This is a genomic window from Curvibacter fontanus (assembly GCF_054780335.1).
This window is the reverse complement of sequence record NZ_BAAGWN010000012.1, coordinates 77641-100697: the sequence shown is the minus strand read 5'-3', so window position 1 is coordinate 100697 and position 23057 is coordinate 77641. Positions and strand designations below refer to the sequence as shown.

The following is a 23057-nucleotide window of genomic DNA, read 5'->3' as shown; positions in this document are numbered from 1 at the left end:
CCGCCCGGGCAGAAGCGAGGGCGGCTTGTTCGGGCAGCGGGCCGGGGCTTATTCTGCGGCGGCAGTCTTGCTGACCAGCTTTTCCTTGATACGGGCCGACTTGCCGCTGCGGTCGCGCAGGTAGTACAGCTTGGCACGACGCACATCACCGCGGCGCTTGACTTCGATGCTGGCGATCAGCGGGCTGTAGGTCTGGAAAGTACGTTCCACGCCTTCGCCGCTGGAGATCTTGCGCACGGTGAAGCCGCTGTTGAGGCCACGGTTGCGCTTGGCGATCACCACGCCTTCGTAGGCCTGCACGCGCTTGCGGGTGCCTTCGACCACGTTCACGTTCACGATGACGGTGTCACCGGGGGCGAATTCGGGGATTTTCTTGCCCAGGCGGGCGATTTCCTCTTGCTCGAGGGTCTGGATCAGGTTCATGTTTACCTCTAAGGATCTTGTCCGCGCATACGGTTCACGGGGAACCAAAGTCAGACCACCATGGTCTGCCAGCCGGCCAGAGGATCGGGCAGCCTGCAATTATAGCAGGAAGCGCCCGCTTCAGGCCAGGGGCTTGGGCAGGGCGGCGGCCAGGAAGGCCTCGTCCTGCCGGCTCAGGCGGCCGGCGGCGCGGGCCTGGGCGATCAGCTCAGGGCGCAGCCTGGCCGTCAGGGCCAGGCGCTGCTCACGGCGCCAGCGCTCGATCTGCCCATGGTGGCCGGACAGCAGCACCTCGGGCACGTCCTGCCCGGCCCAGGACTCGGGCCGGGTGTAGTGCGGGCAATCCAGCAGGCCGTCCAGGGCCGGGTTGAAGCTGTCCAGAGCATGGCTGTCGGCGTCGCCCAGCACGCCGGGCTGCAGGCGGGCCACGGCGTCCAGCAGGGCCATGGCAGCGATCTCACCACCCGAGAGCACGAAATCCCCCAGACTGATCTGCTCGTCCACGTGGGTGTCGATGAAACGCTGGTCTATGCCCTCGTAGCGACCGCAGACCAGCACCGCCCCCTCGCCGCTTGCCCAGCATTCCACCTGGGCATGGTCCAGAGGCCGGCCCAGAGGGGAAAACAGCACAACCGGCGCGCGCGCGGCCCGCTGGGCCTGGGCCTGCTGCAGACACCGCGTGAGCGGCTCGGCCATCATGAGCATGCCGGGACCACCGCCAAACGGCCTGTCGTCGACCCGGCGGTAATTGCCTTCGGCGTGGTCGCGCGGATTGTGCAGGTGCACCTCGACCTGGCCGGACTCATAGGCGCGGCGCGTGATGCCGCTGGTCAGCAGCGGCGCAAACAGTTCGGGGAACAGGGTCAGGACGTCGAAGCGCATGGGCTGATCTTCCGACAACGCAAAGGCTCAGTCGCCGCCGGGCCGCCCCAAGGCGACGACGGCCCCCGAGGGGCTGACGACCGCGGCTCCCAGCCTGCCTGCGCAGGTTGGGACGGGAGGAAGAGGCGCCACGTCTCGCGGCGACACGACCAGCGCAGCACTCGCAGTGACAAGCGTGGGGGCCATTTAATAATCAGGCTGCCAGTCGACGCGGATGCGGCGCGCCGGCAGGTCCACCCCGTCGACATAGGCGGACACAAAAGGAATCATGCGCTCGGCCGGCTTGCCATCCTGCTCGTACGCGATCACCAGCACGGTCTGCGGCCCCGTGGACAGCAACTCCTGCACCGTCCCCAGATGCAGGTTTTCGCGGTTGACCACGTCCAGACCGATCAGGTCGACCCAGTAGTACTCGTCCGAGTCGGGCGTGGGAAAGCTGGAGCGGGCCACGAAGATGCGGGCGCCGCGCAGGGCCTCGGCGGTATCGCGGTCGGGCACGTCGTGCGCCATGGCGACGACCGAATCCGAATGTTCCTTCGCTTCCTTGATGGACAGCTGCACCGGGCCGGTAAAGGTTTTGGCGCCTCTTTCAGACGGCAGCAGGAACCAGCGCTTGGAAGAAAACAGCGCCTCCGCAGAGGCGCTGTAGGACTGAACCTTGAACCAGCCCTTGATGCCCCAGGCATCCAGGATGCGCCCGACTTCGATGGCGTCCGCTGGCAATTCAGCGGCTTCAAGCGCAAGCGTCATGGGACAGGTTCAGTCACCGCCTGGCCGCCCCAAGGTGACTGGGCCCCCTCGGGGGCAGCGCAGCACGCGAAGCGTCAAGCGTGGGGGTCAGATCAGGCGGCCTTCTTGGCAGCCGACTGCTTGATCAGGCGCTCCACGGTAGGGGAAGCCTGGGCACCGACGCCCAGCCAGTAGGTCAGACGATCCTGGGCAATGCGGATGCTTTCCTCGCTGGCGGTGGCGATCGGGTTGTAGAAACCGATGCGCTCGATGAAGCTGCCGTCACGACGGTTACGCTTGTCGGTCACGACGATGTTGAAAAACGGACGGGCCTTGGCGCCGCCACGGGAAAGTCGAATCACGACCATGATTTGTCCTTTGGGTGGGTGAAGCATGCCGCAAAAGCTGCACGCCGCGATTCTTCCGATGTTTGAGACACGCGACTGGCCACCCGGCCAGCGACACACCGAAGAGCCTGCGATTATAGCCTGTGCCGGCCTGCCCGCGCCATGACCTGGAGCACCGCCGCTCAAACACCCCCCATTGCCGGCACAATAAGCCCATGCTGAAAAACAAGACCATGGCCGCCTGGCTGGCCTTTCTGGCCGGCCCCCTGGGCCTGCACCGCTTCTATCTGCACGGTTTTTATGACCCGATCGGCTGGCTCTTGCCCATCCCCACCGCCCTGGGCCTGTACGGCATCGAACGTGCGCTGGCGTACGGGCTGGACGATTCCTGGAGCTGGGTGCTGATCCCCCTGCTGGGTTTCACCATGGCCGGCTGTGCGCTCAACGCCATCGTCTACGGCCTGATGACACCGGAGAAGTGGAACGCCCGCCACAACCCGCAGGCCCCGGCCGATGCACCGGCTGGCGGCACCGGCTGGCTGACCATAGGCGCCGTCGCCTGCGCCCTGCTGGTGGGCACCACGGTGCTGATGTCCAGCATCGCCTTCAGCTTCCAGCGCTATTTCGAATACCAGATCGAGGAAGCCCGCAAGATCAGCCAGTAAAAAAGAAAAGGGCCGACAGGCCCTTTTCTTTTACCAAATGACAGCGGGACTCTGAACTTGTGAAAGAAATCGCAGCGAGCGGTCCGAGCGCAAGGCGGACGGCGCGCAGTAGAGATTTATTCGCAGGTTCTCAGAAGAGGCCCAGGCTGACCCAGTAGGCCACGATGGCCACGAAAGCGGTGGCCGGGATGGTGAAGATCCAGGCCCAGACAATGTTGCCGGCGATACCCCAGCGCACCGCACTGGCACGCTGTGCCGAACCCACGCCCACGATGGCCCCCGTGATGGTATGGGTGGTGGACACCGGGATGCCCAGGGCCGTCGCCAGGAACAGGGTCATGGCGCCGCCCGTCTCGGCGCAGAAACCGCCGACCGGCTTGAGCTTGGTGATCTTCTGGCCCATGGTCTTGACGATGCGCCAGCCGCCGAACATGGTGCCCAGGCCGATGGCCAGGTAACAACTCACCACCACCCAGGACGGCGGCGAGGCGTCGGTCGAAGTCACGTAGCCGGTGGCGATCAGCAGCATCCAGATGATACCGATGGTCTTTTGCGCATCGTTGCCGCCATGCCCCAGGCTGTAGGCCCCCGCCGAGACCAACTGCAGGCGGCGGAACCAACCGTCCACACGAGACGGTGTGGTGCGGCGGAACAGCCAGGCCACCAGCAACATCATCAGCGAGCCCAGCAGGAAACCGAGAGCCGGAGAAACAAAAATGAACACCACGGTCTTGAGGATGCCGGAAGACAGCAAGGCCTCGGTGCCGGCCTTGCCGATCACGGCGCCCACGATGCCGCCGATCAGGGCGTGCGAGGAACTGCTGGGGATGCCGTAGTACCAGGTGATCAGGTTCCAGCTGATGGCGCCGATCAGGGCGCCGAACACCACGTGCGTGTCGACCACGCCCGGCTGCACGATGCCCTTGCCCACCGTGGCCGCCACGCTGAGGTGGAAGATGAAGATGGCCACGACGTTGAAGAAGGCGGCGAACAGCACGGCCTGACCGGGCTTGAGCACGCCGGTGGACACGACGGTGGCGATGGAATTGGCCGCATCATGAAAACCGTTCATGAAGTCGAAGGCCAGCGCCAGGAACACCAGCAGGATGATCACCCCGAGGGCGGCTTGCGGAATGTTTTCCATGGAAGGGACAGTCCCCGCTTCAGGCGTTCTCGAGGACGATGCCCTCGATCGCGTTGGCCACGTCCTCGCACTTGTCGGTCACGGTCTCCAGCAGCTCATAAATGGCCTTGAGCTTGATGACCTCGCGCACGTCGGGCTCCTCGCGGAACAGCTTGCTCATGGCGGTGCGCATCACGCGGTCGGCGTCGGACTCCAGGCGGTCGATCTCCTCGCAGGTCTTGAGCGCCGCTTCGGCCGTCTTGGCCTCGCCGATATTGCCCAGCAGGGAAACCGCGTCCTTCACGCGTTCGCAGCACTTCACGCTGAGCTCGGTGAGGCGCACGATCTCCTCGGTCATGTGGCGTACGTCGTACAGGGCCATGGTCTCGGTGGCGTCCTGCAGCAGGTCGGCCACGTCGTCCATGGTGTTGATCAGCGTATGGATCTGTTCGCGGTCGATCGGCGTGATGAAGGTCTTGTGCAGGGCCTTGTTGACCTCGTGGGTGATGCGGTCGGCGGCGCGCTCGGCGTTGTCCACCTCACGGGTGTACTGCTCGCGCAGATTGTGATCGCCGTAGTGGGCCACCAGCTGGGAAAAGGCATGCGCCGCTTCCACGATGCGGTCCGCATGCTGGTTGAACATCTCGAAGAAATTGCCGTCGCGCGGCATCAGTTTTCCAAACAGCATGGGGCACTCCTGTTTCTGGTTCGGTCGCTGGACCGGCTTGGCTTGGAGTTTACCCGGGGCTCCACCGGTCCGCTGGCGTCTCAGGCCGAACGGAAAATGAAATACACGGCCCCGACCATGCACAGTGCCGCCCACAGGTAATCGAGCTTGAGGGGCTCCTTGAGGTACATCACGGCAAAGGGCACGAAAACGCTGAGCGTGATGACCTCCTGCACGATCTTGAGCTGGCCGACCGTGAACCCCGCCTGCTGGAAGCCGATGCGGTTGGCCGGCACCTGCAGCAGGTACTCGAACAGGGCGATACCCCAGCTCACCAGCGCCGCGGCATACCAGGGCGCCGTGGCCATGTTCTTGAGATGCCCGTACCAGGCCAGGGTCATGAAGACATTGCTGGCCAGCAGCAGCAGGACCGTCTGCGTCGTGTAAGGCTGGGCAGCGAGAAGATTCATGCCGGCATTATCCAGCCGGCTGGGCCGCCGTGGACGGCGGCTTATTCGGCCGTGAGCTTGGCATCCTTGACCACGCGGTTCATCAGCGCATGGTCAGCCAGGAACACCTTGTTGAAAGCCGCGGCGCTGCCCGGCACCGGCGTCACGCCCTGGGCCGCGAGACGGGTCTTGACCTCGGGGTTGGCCAGGGCCTTGTTGATCGCGGTGTTGAGCTTCTCCACCAGGACCGGCGGGGTGCCGGCCGGGGCCAGCACCCCGAACCAGGATTCGAACTCATAAGCCGGCAGCCCGTCCTGTGCGATGGCCGGCACGTTGGGCAGCAGGGCCGAACGCGTCTTCGAGGTCACGCCGATGATGCGCAGCTTGGGGTTGTTGGCATAGGCCACCACACCCGCGCTGGGCACGATCACGGCATGGGCGCGGCCGCCGATCACGTCGTTGGCGGCTTCCTGCGTGGACTTGTAGGGCACGTGCAGCATGTCGATGCCGGCCACGCTGATGAAATAGGCCATGGCCAGGTGCGTGGAGCTGCCCACGCCGGCCGAACCGTAGTTCAACTCGCCCGCATGCTGCTTGGCATAACGCACGAACTCGGTCACGTTCTTGGTCGGCAGCGCGGCGCTGATGATGAACACATAGTTCTGCGTGCCGATCTCGGCCACAGGCACGAACTCCTTGATCGGGTCGTAGACCGGCTTGGCGCCGGTGGCCGCGGTCACGAAGTGGCTGGACGCGGCCATCAGCAGCGTGCGGCCATCGGGCTCGGCACGGCCGACAAACACGGTGCCGATCGCGCCGCCCGCACCGGGCTTGCTCTCGATGATCACGGTCTGGCCCATGGCCGAGCCGAACTCTTGATAGAAGGTGCGCGCCAGCACCTCGCGCGCGCCACCGGCCGCGAAGGGGCTGATGATGCGTGTGATGGCCCCGCCGGCCTGGGCCTGGGCCAGCGGCGACTGCAGCAGGGCCAGACCGGCCAGGGCGAGGGTCAGTATCTTTCTCATGACGGTGTCTCCTGTTTTAAAACATGCGGCCCGGCTCAGGCGGGCAGATAACGGGTGGTCTCGTCGAACAGTTCGTCGACGCTGAAACGGCGCGGAATGAGACCCTGCGCATGCGTGTAGCGGATCAGGATCTCGAGCGCCTGGCGATTGGGCTCGAGACCGGAGGGCGTCATGTCGCGGTCGCCGTCGGGCAGACCGGCCAGGCGCTTGCTTTCCTGCAGCAGGCGGTAGACCTCACGCACCACGTCGGGCCGGTCGCGGCACAGCGTCATGTCCACGGCCATCATGTGGTTGATGGTCAGCGCACCGGTACGCTGCGACCAGTCGCGCGCAGCGGTTTGCGGATCGGGGATCACGGACTGCAGGCGCGGGTCGTCAGGCAGGTCGCTGCCGAGGATGGCCAGGTCCAGCTCGCCGGAGTACAGCATGTCGACCTGCTTCTTGTCGGCCGCCGCGCGCTCCATGCCCGGCGGATCAGGGAACTCGGCCACATGGCCGTCCTCGAAGGTCACCCAGTGGATGCGGCTCAGGTCCACACCATAGTCATCGGCCAGGATGCCGCGCACCCAGGTCACGGTGGTCTGCGAATTGGCGCGGATGCCGATGCGCTTGCCCGCCAGACCGGACGGCGTGATGCGGCCACGCTCGGCGTTGCAGACCAGGCAGTGGTGCTGAAAACGGCCCTCGCCCAGCACCGAGGGCATGAGCACCAGCGGCTTGCCCGCGGCCTTGGCCTGCAGGAAGGTCACCAGGGCCAGCTCGGCAAAGTCGTAGGCCAGTTCGCGCACGGCCTTCTTGAAGGCGCGGTTGGCCACCTTGACGGGGTCGAATTCAATGTTGAGCATCGGTGTATGCAGCGCGCCCTGCTTGAGCGGCAGGGTGTTGTGGTAACTGCCCAGCAGCATGCGCAGGGACACGGGGCTCAGCACCGCGCTCATTGGGTTACCTTCGCCCTGACGGGCTGCGGTGCGAGCGCCTTCGGGCGGCCGAGCGGCGCTCATGCCGCCGCTCCTGCCAGTTCAGGGTACACACGCTGCGCCGTGCCGGCGAAGATCCAGTCGCGGTCTTCATCGCTGAGCGAGGCCGTGGCCAACAGGGCTTCATCGAGCAGACCGGCCAGCGAGCCCTTGGAGGCCGGAAAGTTCGAGCCCCAGGCGATGCGCTTGGCGCCGAACGCGGCCACCATGCGCTGGGCAAAACTGTCCTGCGTGGCCGGCGCCACGGCCGACTCGCGCACATTGTGCGTGGTGTACTTGAACACGAGGTTCTCGTAACGGGCCAGATCCCAGAGGCTGTTGGCCTGCGCATAGGGCGCACCGTCGCCGAGCACCGGGCGCGCGAAGTGGTCGAGCAGCACGATGGTCTTGGGGAAGCGGTCCAGCAGAGCCACAAGTTGCGGCAAGCCGTCGGCGCGCAGCTGCACATTGATCGGGATGCGCTGCTCCTGCGCGTAGGCCCAGGCCGGGTAGGCGCGCGGGTCGTCCAGGCGCGCGCCCTGGTCGGACGCGGTGTGACCCGCGATGAACACACGCAGGCTGCGCAGGCCGCGGCTGCGCCAGTAGGCGATGCGGTCGATCGCATCAGGATCGGTCAGGCTGGCGGAAAACACACCCGAAAAACGCTCGGGGTAGGCGGCCACGGAATCGGCCACATAGCTGTTGTCGTTGCCGTAGCAGGTCGAGGCCTGCACCAGGGACACGCGGGCGATGCCGGCGGCCTCCATGGCCTGGATCATCTGCACATCACTCACGGGCCGCTCGCGCGACCATTCGGACTGATGGCCGGACAGCGGAGCCAGGGGATAACGGACAGGATCACTGGCGATCACGTGCGTGTGCACGTCGATCACGGTACGGGGACGTCGGAAACTCACACCATCTCCTCGGGTTTGGAACTGGCGCGATCATGCAGTCAATCAAATAAGCAATCAACTGAGTTAATTGGCGTATCACATTAGTGTTTGCTAATATCTTGCCATGGCCCAACTCGACTGGTACATCCGAGCCAACCTCAAGCCGCGCCACCTGCAACTGCTGGTGGCGCTGGACGATCTGCGCCATCTGGGTCAGGTGGCTGCCAGCCTCAACATCACGCAGCCCGCCGTCTCGCTGGCCTTGGGTGAACTCGAACGCGGCCTGGGCTTCAAGCTCTTCGACCGCACGGCGCGCGGTGTGCAGCCCAATGTCTATGGCGTCTGCCTGATCAACCATGCGCGCGAGATGCTGCGCACCCTGGCCAAGGCCCGCGACGATCTGCGCGCCCTGCGTTCGGGCGCCTCAGGCAAGACCACGCTGGGCGCCCTGCCTGCCATGACCCCGGCCCTGGTGCCCAAGGCCCTGCTGCGGCTCAAGCAGCAGGCGCCGCTGACGACGGTGGAGGTGTTTGAAGGCGCGATCGAAACGCTGCTGCCCGAGCTGCGGCGCGGCCATGTGGACCTGATCGTGGGCCGTCTGCCGCCGCGGCACCAGGCCGACGACCTGGCCGAACTGCCACTGTTCGAACAGGCCAGCACCGTCGTGGTCGGCCGGCAGCACCCGCTGGCCCAGCGCCGCGATCTGAGCTGGGAGGACCTCGCCGACCAGCCCTGGGTGCTACCGCCCCCAGGCTCGCTGCCGCGCGAACCGCTGGAGACCGCTTTCCAGACCCACGGCCTGGCCATACCCAGCAACTGCATCGAGACCCTCTCGGTGCACGTGATCGCCACCTATCTGCAGGACGCCCCGGCCGTGGGCCTGCTCTCGCTGAGTGTGGCCAAACACTACAGCGACCTGGGCCAGCTGGTCATGCTGCCGCTGAACCTGCCCGACGTGCTGCGTCCCATCGGCCTGGTCTGGAGCCGCCAGCGGCCGCTCACACCGGCCGCAACGACGCTGATGCGGTGCATCGAAGAGGCCAGCCTGGCCGTGCGCCCCGAGCCCGCTCCGCCCGCACCACCCCGGCGCCGGGTGAAAAAAAACCCTGCACCGTCGCCGATGCAGGGCTGACCCGCAAGCGGGTCTGCGCGTTCAGGCCGTGACCTTGTCGGCCACGTCCTTGTATTCGCTGATCTGGTCGAAGTTCAGGTACTTGTAGACCTTGTCGCCGTTGGCGGACAGGACACCCATATCGGCCTGGTACTCGGCCTTGGTCGGGATGCGACCCAGCTTGGAGCAGATGGCGGCCAGCTCGGCCGAGCCGAGGTAGACATTGGTGTTCTTGCCCAGGCGGTTGGGGAAGTTGCGGGTGCTGGTGGACATCACGGTGGCGCCCTCCTTCACCTGTGCCTGGTTGCCCATGCACAGGCTGCAGCCCGGCATCTCCATGCGGGCGCCGGCCGCGCCGAAGACGCCGTAGTGGCCTTCTTCGCTGAGCTGCTGCGCATCCATCTTGGTCGGCGGGGCCATCCACAGCTTGACCGGGATGTCCTTCTTGCCTTCGAGCAGCTTGGACGCGGCGCGGAAGTGGCCGATATTGGTCATGCAGGAGCCGATGAAGACCTCGTCGATCTTGGCGCCGGCCACGTCGGACAGGGTCTTGGCGTCGTCCGGATCGTTCGGGCAGCAGACGATGGGCTCGGTGATCTCCGCCAGGTCGATCTCGACCACGTGGGCGTACTCGGCGTCCTTGTCGGCCTTGAGCAGGTCCGGCTTGGCCAGCCAGGCTTCCATGGCCTTGATGCGGCGGCTGATGGTGCGCTCGTCGTGGTAGCCATTGGCGATCAGGTTCTTCAGCAGCACGATATTGCTGTTGATGTACTCGATGATCGGCTCCTTGTTCAGCGCCACCGTGCAACCGGCAGCCGAGCGCTCGGCCGAGGCATCGGCCAGTTCGAAGGCCTGTTCCACCTTCAGGTCGGGCAAACCCTCGATCTCGAGGATACGGCCGGAGAAGGCGTTCTTCTTGCCCTTCTTCTCGACCGTCAGCAGGCCCTGCTTGATGCCATAGAGCGGAATGGCGTGCACCAGGTCACGCAGGGTGACGCCGGGCTGCATCTTGCCCTTGAAGCGCACCAGCACCGACTCGGGCATGTCCAGCGGCATCACGCCGGTGGCGGCCGCGAAGGCTACCAGGCCGGAACCGGCCGGGAAGGAGATGCCGATGGGGAAACGGGTGTGGCTGTCGCCGCCGGTGCCCACGGTGTCGGGCAGCAGCATGCGGTTGAGCCAGCTGTGGATGATGCCGTCGCCGGGCTTGAGCGAGATGCCGCCGCGGTTGCTCATGAACTCTGGCAGCTCGTGGTGCATCTTCACGTCCACCGGCTTCGGGTAAGCGGCGGTGTGGCAGAAGGACTGCATCACGAGGTCGGAGCTGAAGCCCAGGCAGGCCAGGTCCTTGAGCTCGTCGCGGGTCATCGTGCCCGTGGTGTCCTGCGAACCGACCGAGGTCATCTTGGGTTCGCAATAGGTGCCGGGCAGCACGCCCTTGCCTTCGGGCAGGCCGCAGGCGCGGCCGACCATCTTCTGCGCCAGCGTGAAACCCTTGCCCGTGGCCTTGGGCACTTGCGGCAGGCGGAACAGGGTGCTCGGGGGCAGACCCAGGGCTTCGCGCGCCTTGCCGGTCAGGCCGCGGCCGATGATCAGCGGGATGCGGCCGCCGGCACGCACCTCGTCGAACAGCACCTCGCTGCGGACCGTGAATTCGGCGATGACCTTGCCGTCCTTGAGGGCCTTGCCTTCATAGGGGCGCAGCTCGATCACATCGCCCATGTTCATCTGGCTCACGTCCAGCTCGATCGGCAGGGCACCGGCGTCTTCCATGGTGTTGTAGAAGATCGGAGCGATCTTGGAGCCCAGGCAGACGCCACCGAAACGCTTGTTCGGCACGAAGGGAATGTCTTCCCCGGTAAACCACAGCACGCTGTTGGTCGCCGACTTGCGCGAGGAACCGGTGCCGACCACGTCGCCGACGTAGGCCACCAGGTTGCCGCGGGCGCGCAGGTCCTCGATGAACTTGATCGGACCGCGCTTGCCGTCTTCCTCGGGGGTGATGCCGTCGCGCTTGTTCTTCAGCATGGCCAGGGCGTGCAGCGGAATGTCGGGGCGGCTCCAGGCGTCGGGGGCGGGCGACAGGTCGTCGGTGTTGGTCTCGCCGGTCACCTTGAGCACGGTGAGGGTGATGCTCTTGGGCACTTCGGGGCGGCTGGTGAACCATTCGGCATCGGCCCAGCTCTGGACCACGGCCTTGGCGTTGGCATTGCCCTTGGCGGCTTTTTCCTGCACGTCATGGAACTGGTCGAACATCAGCAGGGTCTTCTTCAGGCCCTCTGCGGCAACCTTGCCCACCTGGGCATCGTCCAGCAGGTCGATCAGGGGGGTCAGGTTGTAGCCACCCAGCATGGTGCCCAGCAGCTCGGTGGCCTTCTCGCGCGAGATCAGCGCGCATTTCTCGCTGCCATGGGCCACGGCGGCCAGGTAGCTGGCCTTGACCTTGGCTGCATCGTCCACGCCGGCGGGCACGCGGTGCGTGATCAAGTCGACCAGGGTGGTCTCCTCACCCTTGGGCGGATTCTTCAGCAGTTCGATCAGCTCGCCGGTCTGCTTGGCCGTCAGCGGCAGCGGGGGAATGCCGAGTGCGGCTCGTTCAGCGACATGGACGCGGTAGGCTTGCAACATGGTGACTCCTTCTTAGCAAATTCAAAATATGCCCCCGCCTCAGGCGGGAACAGCGGGCGGGTTCAAGGCGACCGGGGTCGCGAAATAAGCTTGCATGGCAGCGGGCAGGACACGCCCGGTCTGATGGGCGCGCTCCAGCACCTGCCAGAAATAGCGGTAGCTGGCACGGTCGTGCAACTGCCCTTCGTGACTCACGGGAGCCCACTGCGCCTGTTCGGCCGCCTGGACGATGGCAGCGGCGCGCTCGATGTCGGCCCCACTCGGTGCCAGCGCCTCCAGGATGGGACGGATCTGGCTCGGGTGGATGCTCCACATGCGCGTGTAACCGAACTCGCGCGCGGCCTTGCGGGCTGCGGCCTTCATGGCTCCGACGTCGCTGAACTCGGTCACCACACAATGCGAGGGCACCTTGCCGTGTGCATGGCAGGCCGAGGCGATCATGAGCTTGGCACGACGTACCAGCGGGTGGCTGAACTGGCCCAGCTCGCCCGTCACACTGTCGGGCCGTGAACTCATGGCGCTGTCGGGGATGGCCCCGCCGTGCGCCGAGACGAAATCCATGAGGCCGAAGCTGATGGACTGCACGCGCGGATGCGCGGCGATGTCGAAGGCGCGATGCACTGCGGCCGGCGACTCCAGCAGCACCTGCAAGGGCAATGGATCACGCCGGCCGGCGCCACGTGCCGCCGCATCAACCGCAGCCACGGCGCGCTCCACATCGGCCACCGTCTCGACCTTGGGGATCATGAGGTGGCACAGGGCAGCACCGGCACCGCCGACGATGGCGGCCACGTCGGCCTCGAAGGCCGCATGGTCCACCGGGTGCACGCGCACCGCAATGCGCGGCGTTGCAGGCAAGGCCGCCTTGCGCGCACTGGCCTGTGCTTCATTGGCCAGCGCCACCACCATCTGCGCATGGTCATGCTCGCCACCCACGGGCGCGCCGTCCTCGCAATCGAGCGAGACGTCAAAGACGCAGGTGCCGAACTCGGCCGTCATCTCGGCCTGCAGTTGCAGACTCTTGCGCATGCGCACCTCCACGCCGCTGTAATGGTCGCAGACCGGCAGGAAGCCGGCCGAGGCCTGGGCGCCGAGGAGGATGTCGCGCGGGTGAGCCATGGAAATTACAGCAGGTGCTTCACGCCGTCCTGCTCACCCACCAGTTCGGCCAGGGTCTTGGCTATGCACTTCTGGCTGAACTCGTCGATGGCTAGGCCCTCGACCAGCTTGTACTCGCCGCCTTCGCAGGTGACGGGGAAACCGAACATGACGTCCTTCGGGATGCCGTACTGGCCGTCCGACGGAATGCCCATGGTGACCCATTTGCCGTTGGTGCCCAGGGCCCAGTCGCGCATGTGGTCGATGGCGGCGTTGGCAGCCGATGCAGCGGAGGACAGGCCGCGCGCCTCGATGATGGCCGCGCCGCGCTTGCCCACGGTGGGCAGGAAGACGTTGGCGTTCCATTCCTGGTCGTTGATCATCTTGGCCACGCTTTCGCCCTTGATGGTGGCGAAGCGGTAGTCGGCGTACATGGTGGGCGAGTGGTTGCCCCAGACCGTGAGCTTCTCGATGTCGGCCACGGCCTTGCCGGTCTTGGCGGCGATCTGGCTGGCGGCGCGGTTGTGGTCCAGGCGCAGCATGGCGGTGAAGTTCTTGCGCGGCAGGTCGGGCGCGCTCTTCATGGCGATGTAGGCATTGGTGTTGGCGGGGTTGCCGACCACCAGCACCTTGACCTTGCGCGAGGCCACGGCGTTCAGGGCCTTGCCCTGGGCCGTGAAGATGGCGCCGTTGACGGCCAGCAGCTCCGCACGCTCCATGCCCGGGCCGCGCGGACGCGAGCCCACCAGCAGGGCGTAGTCGGTGTCCTTGAACGCGGTCATCGGGTCGCTGTGGGCTTCCATGCCTGCCAGCAGCGGGAAGGCGCAGTCGTCCAGTTCCATCATCACACCCTTGAGCGCCTTCTGGGCCTTCTCGTCGGGAATTTCCAGCAGTTGCAGGATGACGGGCTGATCCTTGCCCAGCATTTCGCCGGAGGCAATGCGGAACAGCAGGGCGTAACCGATTTGACCGGCGGCGCCGGTGACGGCGACGCGGACGGGCTTTTTGCTCATGGTGGAAACTCCAGATAGTGATGAGGAAACAAGGACCGCGGAGCCCGCCGCACGGCGGGTCGGCGCTACCCCGGATGTACCCCGCGAGTGTAGCGCGAAAACCCTGATTTATCAATTTGTCTTATGTCTTATATAAGATATGATCCAAGCTGATTCAGCCCCCTCTCAACCGCCCGGCCACCCGTATGAACTCCAGCGCAAGCACCCTCGCTGACAGCACTCCGGCCGCCGCCGACACCGGCGCGGCGGGGCTGCCGACACCGGCCTTCAGCCCCCTGTACCAGCAGATCAAGGGCCTGATCCTGCAAAGCCTGCAATCGGGCGAATGGAAACCCGGGGAAGCCATCCCCAGCGAGATGGACCTGGCCGCGCGCTACCGGGTCAGCCAGGGCACGGTGCGCAAGGCCATCGACGAACTCGCCGCCGAGAACCTGCTGGTGCGCCGCCAGGGCAAGGGCACCTTCGTGGCCACCCATGCCGAACAGCATGTGCAATACCGTTTTCTGCGCCTGATGCCCGATCAGGGCGACCGCCAGAGCGAGGGCCCGGCCGAGCGCAACATCATCGACTGCAAGCGCCTGCGCGCCAGCGCCGAGATCGCGCGCGCGCTGGCGCTGCGCACCGGCGACAGCGTGCTGCAGGCACGGCGTGTGCTGTCCTTCGCCGGGCGCCCGACCATCCTCGAAGACCTGTGGCTGCCCGGCACGCCCTTCAAGGGCCTGACGGCCGAACGCCTGAGCCAGCATCACGGCCATATGTACGAACTGTTTGAAACCGAGTTCGGCGTGCGCATGGTGCGCGCCGAGGAGAAGATACGCGCTGTGCTGCCCGACGCGGCCCAGGGCGCCCTGCTGAAGGTCGCCAAGAACACCCCGCTGCTGAGCGTCGAGCGCATCGCCTACACCTACAACGACGTGCCCATGGAATTGCGCCGCGGCCTGTACCTGACCGACACCCACCACTACCGCAATGTGCTGAGTTGAGAAACTTGGTTACCAGCCGCAGGCCCCAGAATGAATCGGTGACACAACTGATTTGAATGCTGCATTGCAATAGAATTTGCCACTGCCGACGCTCGAAAATTACCAAGCGGTTACATCCACAGAAAGTCCACCATGACTGAGCTTGCCACTCCCACCCGGCCGCAGCGCCCCGAGTTCCGCAACATCCATGCGCTCAAGGACCTCCCCTCCTACCGTTTGCCCCTGGCCGGTATTGTGTCCATCCTGCACCGCGTCAGCGGCGCCCTGATGTTCCTCCTGCTGCCCCTCATCATCTGGATGTTCGACACCTCGGTGAGCTCCGAATACTCCTATGCCCGCTTCAGCGCCCTGTTCAGCGTCGGCCTCGGTTTTGTGCCGGGCTGGTTCTTCAAGCTGGTGGCACTGGCCCTGATCTGGGCCTACCTGCACCACATCATCGCCGGCCTGCGTCACCTCTGGATGGACGTGGCCCATGCGGTGAGCAAGGAGTTCGGCCGCATTTCGGCCCTCGTCACCCTGGTCCTCAGCATCGCCCTGACGGTGGTGCTGGGCGCCAAGCTGTTCGGCCTCTACTGAGCACAAGGAGCAAGCATGTCTGTCAATTACGGCTCCAAGCGTCTCGTCGTCGGCGCGCACTACGGCCTGCGTGACTGGCTCAGCCAGCGCATCACCGCGGCCCTGATGGTCCTGTTCACCTTTCTGGTGCTGGCCCAGGTCCTGTTCACCCGCGGCCCCATCGCTTATGAGGTCTGGGCCGGCATCTTCGCCGCCCAGTGGATGAAGGTGCTGACCTTCGCCGTCATCGTTGCACTGGCCTGGCACGTCTGGGTCGGCATGCGCGACATCTGGATGGATTACATCAAGCCGGTCTGGCTGCGCCTGTCCCTGCAGGTATTCACCATCGTCTGGCTGGTCGGCTGCGCCGGCTGGGCCATCCAAGTCCTGTGGAGACTCTGAGCCATGTCCTATCCCATCTCCAAGCGTAAATTTGACGTGGTCATCGTCGGGGCCGGCGGCTCCGGCATGCGGGCCTCGCTGCAACTGGCCCGCGCCGGTCTGAACGTGGCCGTACTGTCCAAGGTCTTCCCGACCCGCTCGCACACCGTCGCCGCCCAGGGCGGCATCGGCGCGTCCCTCGGCAACATGTCAGAGGACAACTGGCACTACCACTTCTACGACACCGTCAAGGGTTCCGACTGGCTCGGCGACCAGGACGCCATCGAATTCATGTGCCGCGAAGCACCCAAGGTCGTGTACGACCTGGAGCACATGGGCATGCCCTTTGACCGCAACCCTGACGGCACCATCTACCAGCGCCCTTTCGGCGGCCACACGGCCAACTACGGCGAAAAGCCCGTGCAACGCGCCTGCGCCGCAGCCGACCGCACCGGTCACGCCATGCTGCACACGCTTTACCAGAAGAACGTCGAGGCACGCACGCAGTTCTTCGTCGAATGGATGGCGCTGGACCTGGTCCGTGACGCCGAAGGCGACGTGGTGGGTGTGACCGCCCTGGAAATGGAAACCGGCGACCTGCACGTGCTGCACGCCAAGACCGTGCTGCTGGCCACCGGCGGCGCGGGCCGCATCTTCGCCGCCTCCACCAACGCCTTCATCAACACCGGTGACGGCCTGGGCATGGCGGCACGCGCCGGCATCCCGCTGCAGGACATGGAGTTCTGGCAGTTCCACCCTACCGGCGTGGCCGGCGCCGGCGTGCTGCTGACCGAAGGCTGCCGCGGCGAAGGCGCCATCCTGCGCAACAGCAAGGGCGAGCGTTTCATGGAGCGTTATGCCCCGACGCTCAAGGACCTGGCCCCGCGCGATTTCGTCTCGCGCTCCATGGACCAGGAGATCAAGGAAGGCCGTGGCTGCGGGCCGAACAAGGACTACATCCTGCTCGACATGACCCACATCGGCGCCGAGGACATCCACAAGCGCCTGCCTTCGGTCTACGAGATCGGCCACAACTTCGCCAACGTTGACATCACCAAGGAGCCGATCCCCGTGGTGCCCACCATCCACTACCAGATGGGCGGCATCCCGACCAACATCAACGGCCAGGTCGTGACGAATGACGGCAGCGGCAGCAAGGTCGTCAACGGCCTGTACGCGGTGGGCGAGTGCTCCTGCGTCTCGGTGCACGGCGCCAACCGCCTGGGCACCAACTCCCTGCTGGACCTGCTGGTCTTCGGCCGCGCGGCCGGCAACCACATCGTCGAGTTCGCCTCGCGCACCAAATCGCACAAGCCGCTGCCGGCCGACGCCACCGACCGCACCCAGGCCCGCCTGGCGCGCCTGGACGCCGCCGGCAGCGGCGAGTACGCGCAGAACGTGGCCAACGACATCCGCGCCACCATGCAGCAGCATGCGGGTGTGTTCCGCACCCAGGTCGGCATGGACGAAGGTGTGAAGAAGATCGCCGCCCTGCGCGAGCGCAGCAAGCACATCGGCCTGAAGGACAACTCCAAGGTCTTCAACACCGCGCGCATCGAGGCGCTGGAAGTCGAGAACCTGATCGAGTGCGCCCAGGCCACCATGGTTTCGGCCGCAGCCCGCAAGGAATGCCGTGGCGCCCACACCGTCTATGACTACGAGCGCCCGGCCGACGATCCGGTGGCGCCGCTGGGCCGCGACGATGCCAACTGGATGAAACACACCCTGTGGCACAGCGCGAACAACAGCCTGAGCTACAAGCCCGTCAACCTCAAGCCGCTGACGGTCGACTCTGTCCCGCCCAAGGTTCGCACCTTCTAAGCCGCCACGCCGAGAGACCATCATGACCCTACGCACATTCCAGATCTACCGTTACGACCCGGACAAGGACGCCAAGCCCTATATGCAGACCCTCGAGGTCGAACTCGACGGTCACGAGCGCATGCTGCTCGACGCCCTGGTCAAGCTCAAGGCGGTCGACCCCACCCTGTCCTTCCGCCGCTCCTGCCGCGAGGGCGTGTGCGGTTCGGACGCCATGAACATCAACGGCAAGAACGGCCTGGCCTGCCTGACGAACATGAACACGCTCAAGGGCACCGTGGTGCTCAAGCCCCTGCCTGGCCTGCCGGTGGTGCGCGACCTGATCGTGGACATGACGCAGTTCTTCAAGCAATACCACTCCATCAAGCCCTACCTGGTCAACGACAACGTGCCGCCGGAGAAGGAACGCCTGCAGAGCCCCGAGGAGCGCGAGGAGCTCAACGGCCTGTACGAGTGCATCCTGTGCGCCAGCTGTTCCACCAGCTGCCCGAGCTTCTGGTGGAACCCGGACAAGTTCGTCGGCCCGGCCGGCCTCTTGCAGGCCTATCGCTTCATCGCCGACAGCCGCGACGAGGCCACCGCCGAGCGCCTGGACAATCTGGAAGATCCCTACCGCCTGTTCCGTTGCCACACCATCATGAACTGCGTCGACGTCTGCCCCAAGGGCCTGAACCCGACCAAGGCCATCGGCAAGATCAAGGAAATGATGGTCGCCCGCGCGGTGTAAGGAATCGGACCGAGCAGACCACCGTGGACAATGAACTGATCGACGAAAGAGCACTGAGCAAGCTGAAGTGGCGCTGCCGCCGGGGCCTGCTCGAGAACGATCTCTTCATCGAGCGTTTTTTCCGCAAGTTCGAGTCCACGCTGAACGTGCGACAGTCGCAGGGCCTGAACGCCCTGATGGACCTGAGCGACAACGACCTGCTGGACCTGCATCTGGGCCGCAAGCCCCTGGCCACGGTCAGTCCTGAACTCGATCGCCCGGATGTGCAAGAAGTATTGATGATGTTGAGAGAAACCCGTTGAAAGGTCCCCATGAAACTCGCTGACAACAAAGCCACCCTGTCGTTCAGTAACGGCACCCCCAGCATGGAGCTGCCGGTCTACCAGGGCAATATCGGCCCGGACGTGATCGACATCCGCAAGCTCTACGGCCAGACCGGCATGTTCACCTATGACCCGGGCTTCCTGTCCACAGCCTCCTGCCAGTCGGCCATCACCTACATCGATGGCGACAAGGGCGAGCTGCTGTACCGCGGCTACCCCATCGAGCAGCTGGCCACCCAGTGCGACTTCATGGAAACCTGCCACCTGCTGCTCTACGGTGACCTGCCCAATGCCGCCAAGAAGACCGAGTTCACCCGGCGCGTGACCATGCACACCATGGTCAACGAGCAGATGCAGTTCTTCCTGCGGGGTTTCCGCCGCGACGCCCACCCCATGGCCGTGCTGACCGGCCTGGTCGGCGCCCTGTCGGCCTTCTACCACGACAGCACGGACATCAACAATCCCGAACACCGCGAGATTGCCGCCATCCGCCTGATCGCCAAGATGCCCACCCTGGTGGCCATGGCCTACAAGTACGGCGTGGGCCAGCCCTATATGTACCCGCGCAACGACCTGAGCTATGCCGGCAACTTCCTGCGCATGATGTTCGGCACGCCCTGCGAGGATTACAAGGTCAACCCCGTGCTCGAGCGCGCGCTGGACCGCATCTTCATCCTGCACGCCGACCACGAGCAGAACGCCTCCACCTCCACGGTGCGCCTGTGTGGCTCCTCCGGCACCAACCCGTTTGCCGCCATCGCCGCCGGTGTGGCCTGCCTCTGGGGCCCGGCCCACGGCGGCGCCAACGAAGCGGCGCTCAATATGCTCGGTGATATCCAGAACAACGGCGGCGTCGAGAAGATCGGCGAATTCATCAAGCAGGCCAAGGACAAGAACTCGGGCGTCAAGCTCATGGGCTTCGGTCACCGCGTCTACAAGAACTACGACCCGCGCGCCAAGCTCATGCAGGAAACCTGCAAGGAAGTGCTGCAGGAGATGGGCCTGGAAAACGACCCGCTGTTCAAGCTGGCCATGGCCCTGGAAAAGATCGCGCTGGAAGACGACTACTTCGTGCAGCGCAAGCTCTACCCGAACGTGGACTTCTACTCCGGCATCGTGCAGCGCGCCATCGGCATCCCGGTCAACCTGTTCACCGGCATCTTCTCCCTGGCCCGCACCGTGGGCTGGATCGCCCAGCTCAACGAGATGATCAGCGACCCCGAGTACAAGATCGGCCGTCCGCGCCAGCTCTTCACCGGCTCCCCGCGCCGCGACGTGCCGCCGCTGGCCAAGCGCTAAGCCGCGCAGAACAACCCGCCGCACGGCAACGTCGGCGGGTTGTTCTTTGGGAATCTCTCGTATGAAACAGATCCAGCGCCCCGCCGAACTGCGTGCCCTGCAGGCCGAAGCCCCGGGCACGGCCCCGTGCGCCTGCGGCCTGGGCGCCTACGCCGGCTGGAGCAGCCTGACCGAAGAACGCTGGCCCGCCGCGCTCATGACCCGGCTCGCCACCCTGCGTGACCCCGAAGTCTACGAGCCGACCTTCGAGGAATACCACCCCGCCGGCACCCGTTATGACGACCCCGCCGCCCCGGTGGCCCTGGCCTGGTTTCCCTACAACCGCTGCGATGTCTGGCGCTGCCAAGCCTGCCGGCGTCTCGTGCTGCGCTACACCGAGTTCGGTGGTTATTACGTCGACCACCGCGTGCGCGTGCTGGATTGCGCCTTGATCGTCGACTGAGCCTCACCACCGGAACCCGACCGCCGGCATCACCCGCCAGGCAGCACAGTCATCGCGAAACACGATGACAAACATCCTCCCCATAAGGGAAAATCGGGAAACTCATCGCCAAACGCGATGGCAAACCCGTATCCGCCCGATGAAAACCGCCGATCGCAGCTTCGCTCGCCGCATGGACCTCACGTCCCTGCAGCTGTTCGTGGCCGTCTGCGAACTGGGCAGCATCGGCCGCGCGGCCGAACGCGAATTCATCGCCGCCTCGGCCATCAGCAAACGCCTGGCCGACCTCGAAACCACGCTGGGCACCCCGCTGCTGTATCGGCACACGCGCGGCGTGGACCTCACGCCGGCTGGTGAAAGCCTGCTGCACCATGCGCGCTCCGTGCTCTACAGCCTGGAGAAGATGCAGGGCGAACTCAGCGAGTACGTGGACGGCGTGCGCGGCCATGTGCGTGTGCATGCCAGCATCTCGGCCATCGTGCAGTTCCTGCCCGAAGACCTGGGCGCCTTCATTCGCCAGCACGAGCAGGTCAAGATCGATCTCGAAGAGCATCTGAGCACCGAGGTCGTGCGCGCCGTGCAGGAAGGCGCGGCCGACCTCGGCGTCTGCAATGTGGCGGTCGGCACGGGGGAGTTGCAGACCCTGCCCTACCGGCAGGATCAGCTCGTGCTCATCGTGCCTCAGGGCCATGCGCTGGCCTCGGCCGGCGCCATCGACTTCGTGCAGACCCTGGACTGGGACCATGTGGGTCTGCACGCCACCAGCTCCATTTACCTGGCCATGCGTCAGGCCGCCGCTGACGCAGGCCGCAGCATCCGCCTGCGCATCCACGTCACGGGCCTGGACGCCATGTGCCGCATGATCCACAACGGCCTGGGCGTGGGCGTGATGCCGCGCCGCGCCTTCGAGCTCATGCACGGCGTAGGCGCCCTCGCCTGCGTGCCTCTCAAGGACGACTGGGCCCGCCGCCGCATCGCGCTGGTCGCCCGCGATTTCTCCACCCTGCCCGTCACCGCGCGGCTGCTGGTGGACCACCTCACAGCCGCACCGGCCAGCACCTAAAATCATGACCCTGCCGAGGACACACACCATGGGACGCACCCTTTACGACAAGATCTGGGACGAGCACGTCGTCCACACCGAGGAAGACGGCACCGCCGTCCTCTACATCGACCGCCATCTGGTCCATGAAGTCACCAGCCCGCAGGCTTTCGAAGGCCTGCGCCAGGCCGGCCGCAAGGTCTGGCGCGTGAGCTCCATCGTGGCCACTGCCGACCACAACACCCCGACCACGGGCTGGGACCTGGGCTACGACGGCATCGCCGACCCGATCAGCAAGGAACAGATCACCACGCTGGACGCCAACATCAAGGAGTCCGGCGCCGCCGCCTTCTTCCCCTTCCTGTCCAAGCGCCAGGGCATCGTGCACGTGATCGGCCCCGAGAACGGCGCCACCCTGCCGGGCATGACGGTCGTCTGCGGTGACAGCCACACCTCCACCCACGGCGCCTTCGGCGCGCTGGCCCACGGCATCGGCACCAGCGAGGTCGAGCATGTGATGGCCACGCAGACCCTGCTGGCCAAGAAGGCCAGGAACATGCTCATCAAGGTGGAGGGTAGCGTGGCCAAGGGCGTCACCGCCAAGGACATCGTGCTGGCGATCATTGGAAAAATCGGAACAGCAGGAGGCACGGGCTACACCATCGAGTTCGCGGGCTCGGCCATCCGCGCCCTGTCCATGGAAGGCCGCATGACGGTCTGCAACATGGCCATCGAAGGGGGCGCGCGCGCCGGCCTGGTGGCCGTGGACGAGAAGACCATCGAGTACGTCCGTGGTCGCCCGCTCTCCCCGACGGGCGTGGAATGGGACCAGGCCGCCGCCTACTGGAAGACCCTGCAGTCCGACCCGGACGCGAAGTTCGACACCGTGGTCGAACTCGACGCCACGCAGATCCTGCCGCAAGTCACCTGGGGCACCTCGCCCGAAATGGTGCTGGGCATCGACGGCCGTGTGCCCGATCCGGACAAGGAAAAGGACGCCAACAAGCGCGGCGCCATCGAACGCGCCCTCACCTACATGGGCCTGGAGCCCGGCAAGCCGCTGGCCGACATCACCATCGACAAGGTCTTCATCGGCTCCTGCACCAACAGCCGCATCGAGGACATGCGCGAGGCCGCCGCCGTGGTCAAGAAACTGGGCCAGAAAGTCTCCAAGGACGTCAAGCTGGCGCTGGTCGTGCCCGGTTCGGGCCAGGTCAAGGAACAGGCCGAGCGCGAAGGCCTGGACCAGATCTTCAAGGCCGCGGGCTTCGAATGGCGTGAACCCGGCTGCTCCATGTGCCTGGCCATGAACGCCGACCGCCTGGAGCCCGGCGAGCGCTGCGCCTCCACCAGCAACCGCAACTTCGAAGGGCGCCAGGGCGCCGGTGGCCGCACCCACCTGGTCAGCCCGGCCATGGCCGCCGCCGCTGCCGTGCACGGCCACTTTGTCGACATCCGCAAGTTCTCCTGAA

The 23057-nt window shown here is 65.5% G+C and carries 25 protein-coding genes; 12 read left to right on the top strand and 13 right to left on the bottom strand.

The window, feature by feature from the left end; genetic code table 11:
• Nucleotides 1–48 precede the first annotated feature (48 nt).
• From rplS to rpsP, 4 genes are all read right to left on the bottom strand, one after another.
• A complete protein-coding gene (gene rplS / locus ACYVH8_RS08260; protein ID WP_460488369.1) occupies nt 49–423 on the bottom strand; it encodes a 50S ribosomal protein L19 in 375 nt (124 codons plus the stop codon).
• Nucleotides 424–543: 120 nt separating this feature from the next.
• A complete protein-coding gene (trmD, locus tag ACYVH8_RS08255; protein ID WP_460488368.1) occupies nt 544–1305 on the bottom strand; it encodes a tRNA (guanosine(37)-N1)-methyltransferase TrmD in 762 nt (253 codons plus the stop codon).
• Nucleotides 1306–1491: 186 nt separating this feature from the next.
• Nucleotides 1492–2055, bottom strand: coding sequence for a ribosome maturation factor RimM (gene rimM / locus ACYVH8_RS08250; protein ID WP_460488367.1), 564 nt, complete (start codon nt 2053–2055; stop codon nt 1492–1494).
• 92 nt (nt 2056–2147) lie between these two features.
• The gene (gene rpsP / locus ACYVH8_RS08245) at nt 2148–2402 is read right to left on the bottom strand and encodes a 30S ribosomal protein S16 (RefSeq protein WP_460488366.1); all 255 of its coding nucleotides are present in this window, start codon (nt 2400–2402) and stop codon (nt 2148–2150) included.
• Nucleotides 2403–2599: 197 nt separating this feature from the next.
• On the opposite strand from rpsP, the gene ACYVH8_RS08240 reads away from it, so the two are divergent.
• A complete protein-coding gene (locus ACYVH8_RS08240) occupies nt 2600–3046 on the top strand; it encodes a hypothetical protein (protein WP_460488593.1) in 447 nt (148 codons plus the stop codon).
• Nucleotides 3047–3176: 130 nt separating this feature from the next.
• On the opposite strand, the gene ACYVH8_RS08235 is transcribed toward ACYVH8_RS08240, so the two are convergent.
• The 6 genes from ACYVH8_RS08235 to ACYVH8_RS08210 form a co-directional block, all read right to left on the bottom strand.
• Entirely contained in the window at nt 3177–4190 is a 1014-nt protein-coding gene (locus tag ACYVH8_RS08235; protein WP_460488365.1) for an inorganic phosphate transporter, read from the bottom strand.
• 19 nt (nt 4191–4209) lie between these two features.
• Entirely contained in the window at nt 4210–4857 is a 648-nt protein-coding gene (locus ACYVH8_RS08230) for a DUF47 domain-containing protein (protein ID WP_460488364.1), read from the bottom strand.
• 80 nt (nt 4858–4937) lie between these two features.
• Nucleotides 4938–5306 (bottom strand): DMT family protein, encoded by a 369-nt coding sequence (locus ACYVH8_RS08225; RefSeq protein WP_460488363.1) that lies wholly within the window; start codon nt 5304–5306, stop codon nt 4938–4940.
• A 41-nt stretch (nt 5307–5347) separates the two neighbouring features.
• Nucleotides 5348–6310 carry a tripartite tricarboxylate transporter substrate-binding protein gene (locus ACYVH8_RS08220; RefSeq protein ID WP_460488362.1) on the bottom strand — a complete coding sequence of 321 codons (963 nt, stop codon included), beginning with the start codon at nt 6308–6310 and terminating at the stop codon, nt 5348–5350.
• A gap of 35 nt (nt 6311–6345) precedes the next feature.
• A complete protein-coding gene (locus tag ACYVH8_RS08215) occupies nt 6346–7311 on the bottom strand; it encodes a substrate-binding domain-containing protein (protein ID WP_460488361.1) in 966 nt (321 codons plus the stop codon).
• Nucleotides 7308–8183, bottom strand: coding sequence for an amidohydrolase family protein (locus ACYVH8_RS08210; protein ID WP_460488360.1), 876 nt, complete (start codon nt 8181–8183; stop codon nt 7308–7310). Before ACYVH8_RS08210 ends, ACYVH8_RS08215 begins: the two co-directional genes overlap by 4 nt.
• Before the next feature lie 103 nt (nt 8184–8286).
• Between ACYVH8_RS08210 and ACYVH8_RS08205 the strand changes: the two genes are divergently transcribed.
• The gene (locus tag ACYVH8_RS08205; RefSeq protein ID WP_460488359.1) at nt 8287–9294 is read left to right on the top strand and encodes a LysR family transcriptional regulator; all 1008 of its coding nucleotides are present in this window, start codon (nt 8287–8289) and stop codon (nt 9292–9294) included.
• A 21-nt stretch (nt 9295–9315) separates the two neighbouring features.
• Here the strand turns inward: ACYVH8_RS08205 and acnB are convergent, their stop codons facing one another.
• From acnB to ACYVH8_RS08190, 3 genes are read right to left on the bottom strand one after another with little or no spacing between them, the layout of a single operon-like run.
• Entirely contained in the window at nt 9316–11901 is a 2586-nt protein-coding gene (gene acnB, locus ACYVH8_RS08200) for a bifunctional aconitate hydratase 2/2-methylisocitrate dehydratase (RefSeq protein ID WP_460488358.1), read from the bottom strand.
• 39 nt (nt 11902–11940) lie between these two features.
• Nucleotides 11941–13020 carry an HpcH/HpaI aldolase/citrate lyase family protein gene (locus ACYVH8_RS08195; RefSeq protein WP_460488357.1) on the bottom strand — a complete coding sequence of 360 codons (1080 nt, stop codon included), beginning with the start codon at nt 13018–13020 and terminating at the stop codon, nt 11941–11943.
• Nucleotides 13021–13025: 5 nt separating this feature from the next.
• The gene (locus ACYVH8_RS08190) at nt 13026–14012 is read right to left on the bottom strand and encodes a malate dehydrogenase (RefSeq protein WP_460488356.1); all 987 of its coding nucleotides are present in this window, start codon (nt 14010–14012) and stop codon (nt 13026–13028) included.
• A gap of 185 nt (nt 14013–14197) precedes the next feature.
• Here ACYVH8_RS08190 and ACYVH8_RS08185 point away from each other — a divergent pair, with 185 nt between their 5' ends.
• The 10 genes from ACYVH8_RS08185 to leuC all read left to right on the top strand — a co-directional run bounded on the left by ACYVH8_RS08185 (nt 14198) and on the right by leuC (nt 23056).
• The gene (locus ACYVH8_RS08185; protein WP_460488355.1) at nt 14198–14995 is read left to right on the top strand and encodes a GntR family transcriptional regulator; all 798 of its coding nucleotides are present in this window, start codon (nt 14198–14200) and stop codon (nt 14993–14995) included.
• 132 nt (nt 14996–15127) lie between these two features.
• Nucleotides 15128–15571, top strand: coding sequence for a succinate dehydrogenase, cytochrome b556 subunit (gene sdhC / locus ACYVH8_RS08180; protein WP_460488354.1), 444 nt, complete (start codon nt 15128–15130; stop codon nt 15569–15571).
• A 15-nt stretch (nt 15572–15586) separates the two neighbouring features.
• On the top strand, nt 15587–15952 hold the full coding sequence (gene sdhD, locus ACYVH8_RS08175; RefSeq protein WP_460488353.1) for a succinate dehydrogenase, hydrophobic membrane anchor protein: 366 nt from the start codon (nt 15587–15589) through the stop codon (nt 15950–15952).
• A gap of 3 nt (nt 15953–15955) precedes the next feature.
• On the top strand, nt 15956–17752 hold the full coding sequence (sdhA, locus tag ACYVH8_RS08170; RefSeq protein WP_460488352.1) for a succinate dehydrogenase flavoprotein subunit: 1797 nt from the start codon (nt 15956–15958) through the stop codon (nt 17750–17752).
• Between the two features lie 22 nt (nt 17753–17774).
• The gene (locus tag ACYVH8_RS08165; RefSeq protein ID WP_460488351.1) at nt 17775–18479 is read left to right on the top strand and encodes a succinate dehydrogenase iron-sulfur subunit; all 705 of its coding nucleotides are present in this window, start codon (nt 17775–17777) and stop codon (nt 18477–18479) included.
• Between the two features lie 23 nt (nt 18480–18502).
• Nucleotides 18503–18781 carry an FAD assembly factor SdhE gene (locus ACYVH8_RS08160; RefSeq protein WP_460488350.1) on the top strand — a complete coding sequence of 93 codons (279 nt, stop codon included), beginning with the start codon at nt 18503–18505 and terminating at the stop codon, nt 18779–18781.
• Between the two features lie 9 nt (nt 18782–18790).
• Nucleotides 18791–20101 carry a citrate synthase gene (gltA, locus tag ACYVH8_RS08155; protein ID WP_460488349.1) on the top strand — a complete coding sequence of 437 codons (1311 nt, stop codon included), beginning with the start codon at nt 18791–18793 and terminating at the stop codon, nt 20099–20101.
• A gap of 61 nt (nt 20102–20162) precedes the next feature.
• A complete protein-coding gene (locus ACYVH8_RS08150; protein ID WP_460488348.1) occupies nt 20163–20543 on the top strand; it encodes a hypothetical protein in 381 nt (126 codons plus the stop codon).
• Between the two features lie 139 nt (nt 20544–20682).
• Complete coding sequence (locus tag ACYVH8_RS08145) at nt 20683–21606, top strand: LysR substrate-binding domain-containing protein (RefSeq protein ID WP_460488347.1); 924 nt, start codon at nt 20683–20685, stop codon at nt 21604–21606.
• A gap of 28 nt (nt 21607–21634) precedes the next feature.
• The gene (leuC, locus tag ACYVH8_RS08140; RefSeq protein WP_460488346.1) at nt 21635–23056 is read left to right on the top strand and encodes a 3-isopropylmalate dehydratase large subunit; all 1422 of its coding nucleotides are present in this window, start codon (nt 21635–21637) and stop codon (nt 23054–23056) included.
• Nucleotide 23057 lies beyond the last annotated feature (1 nt).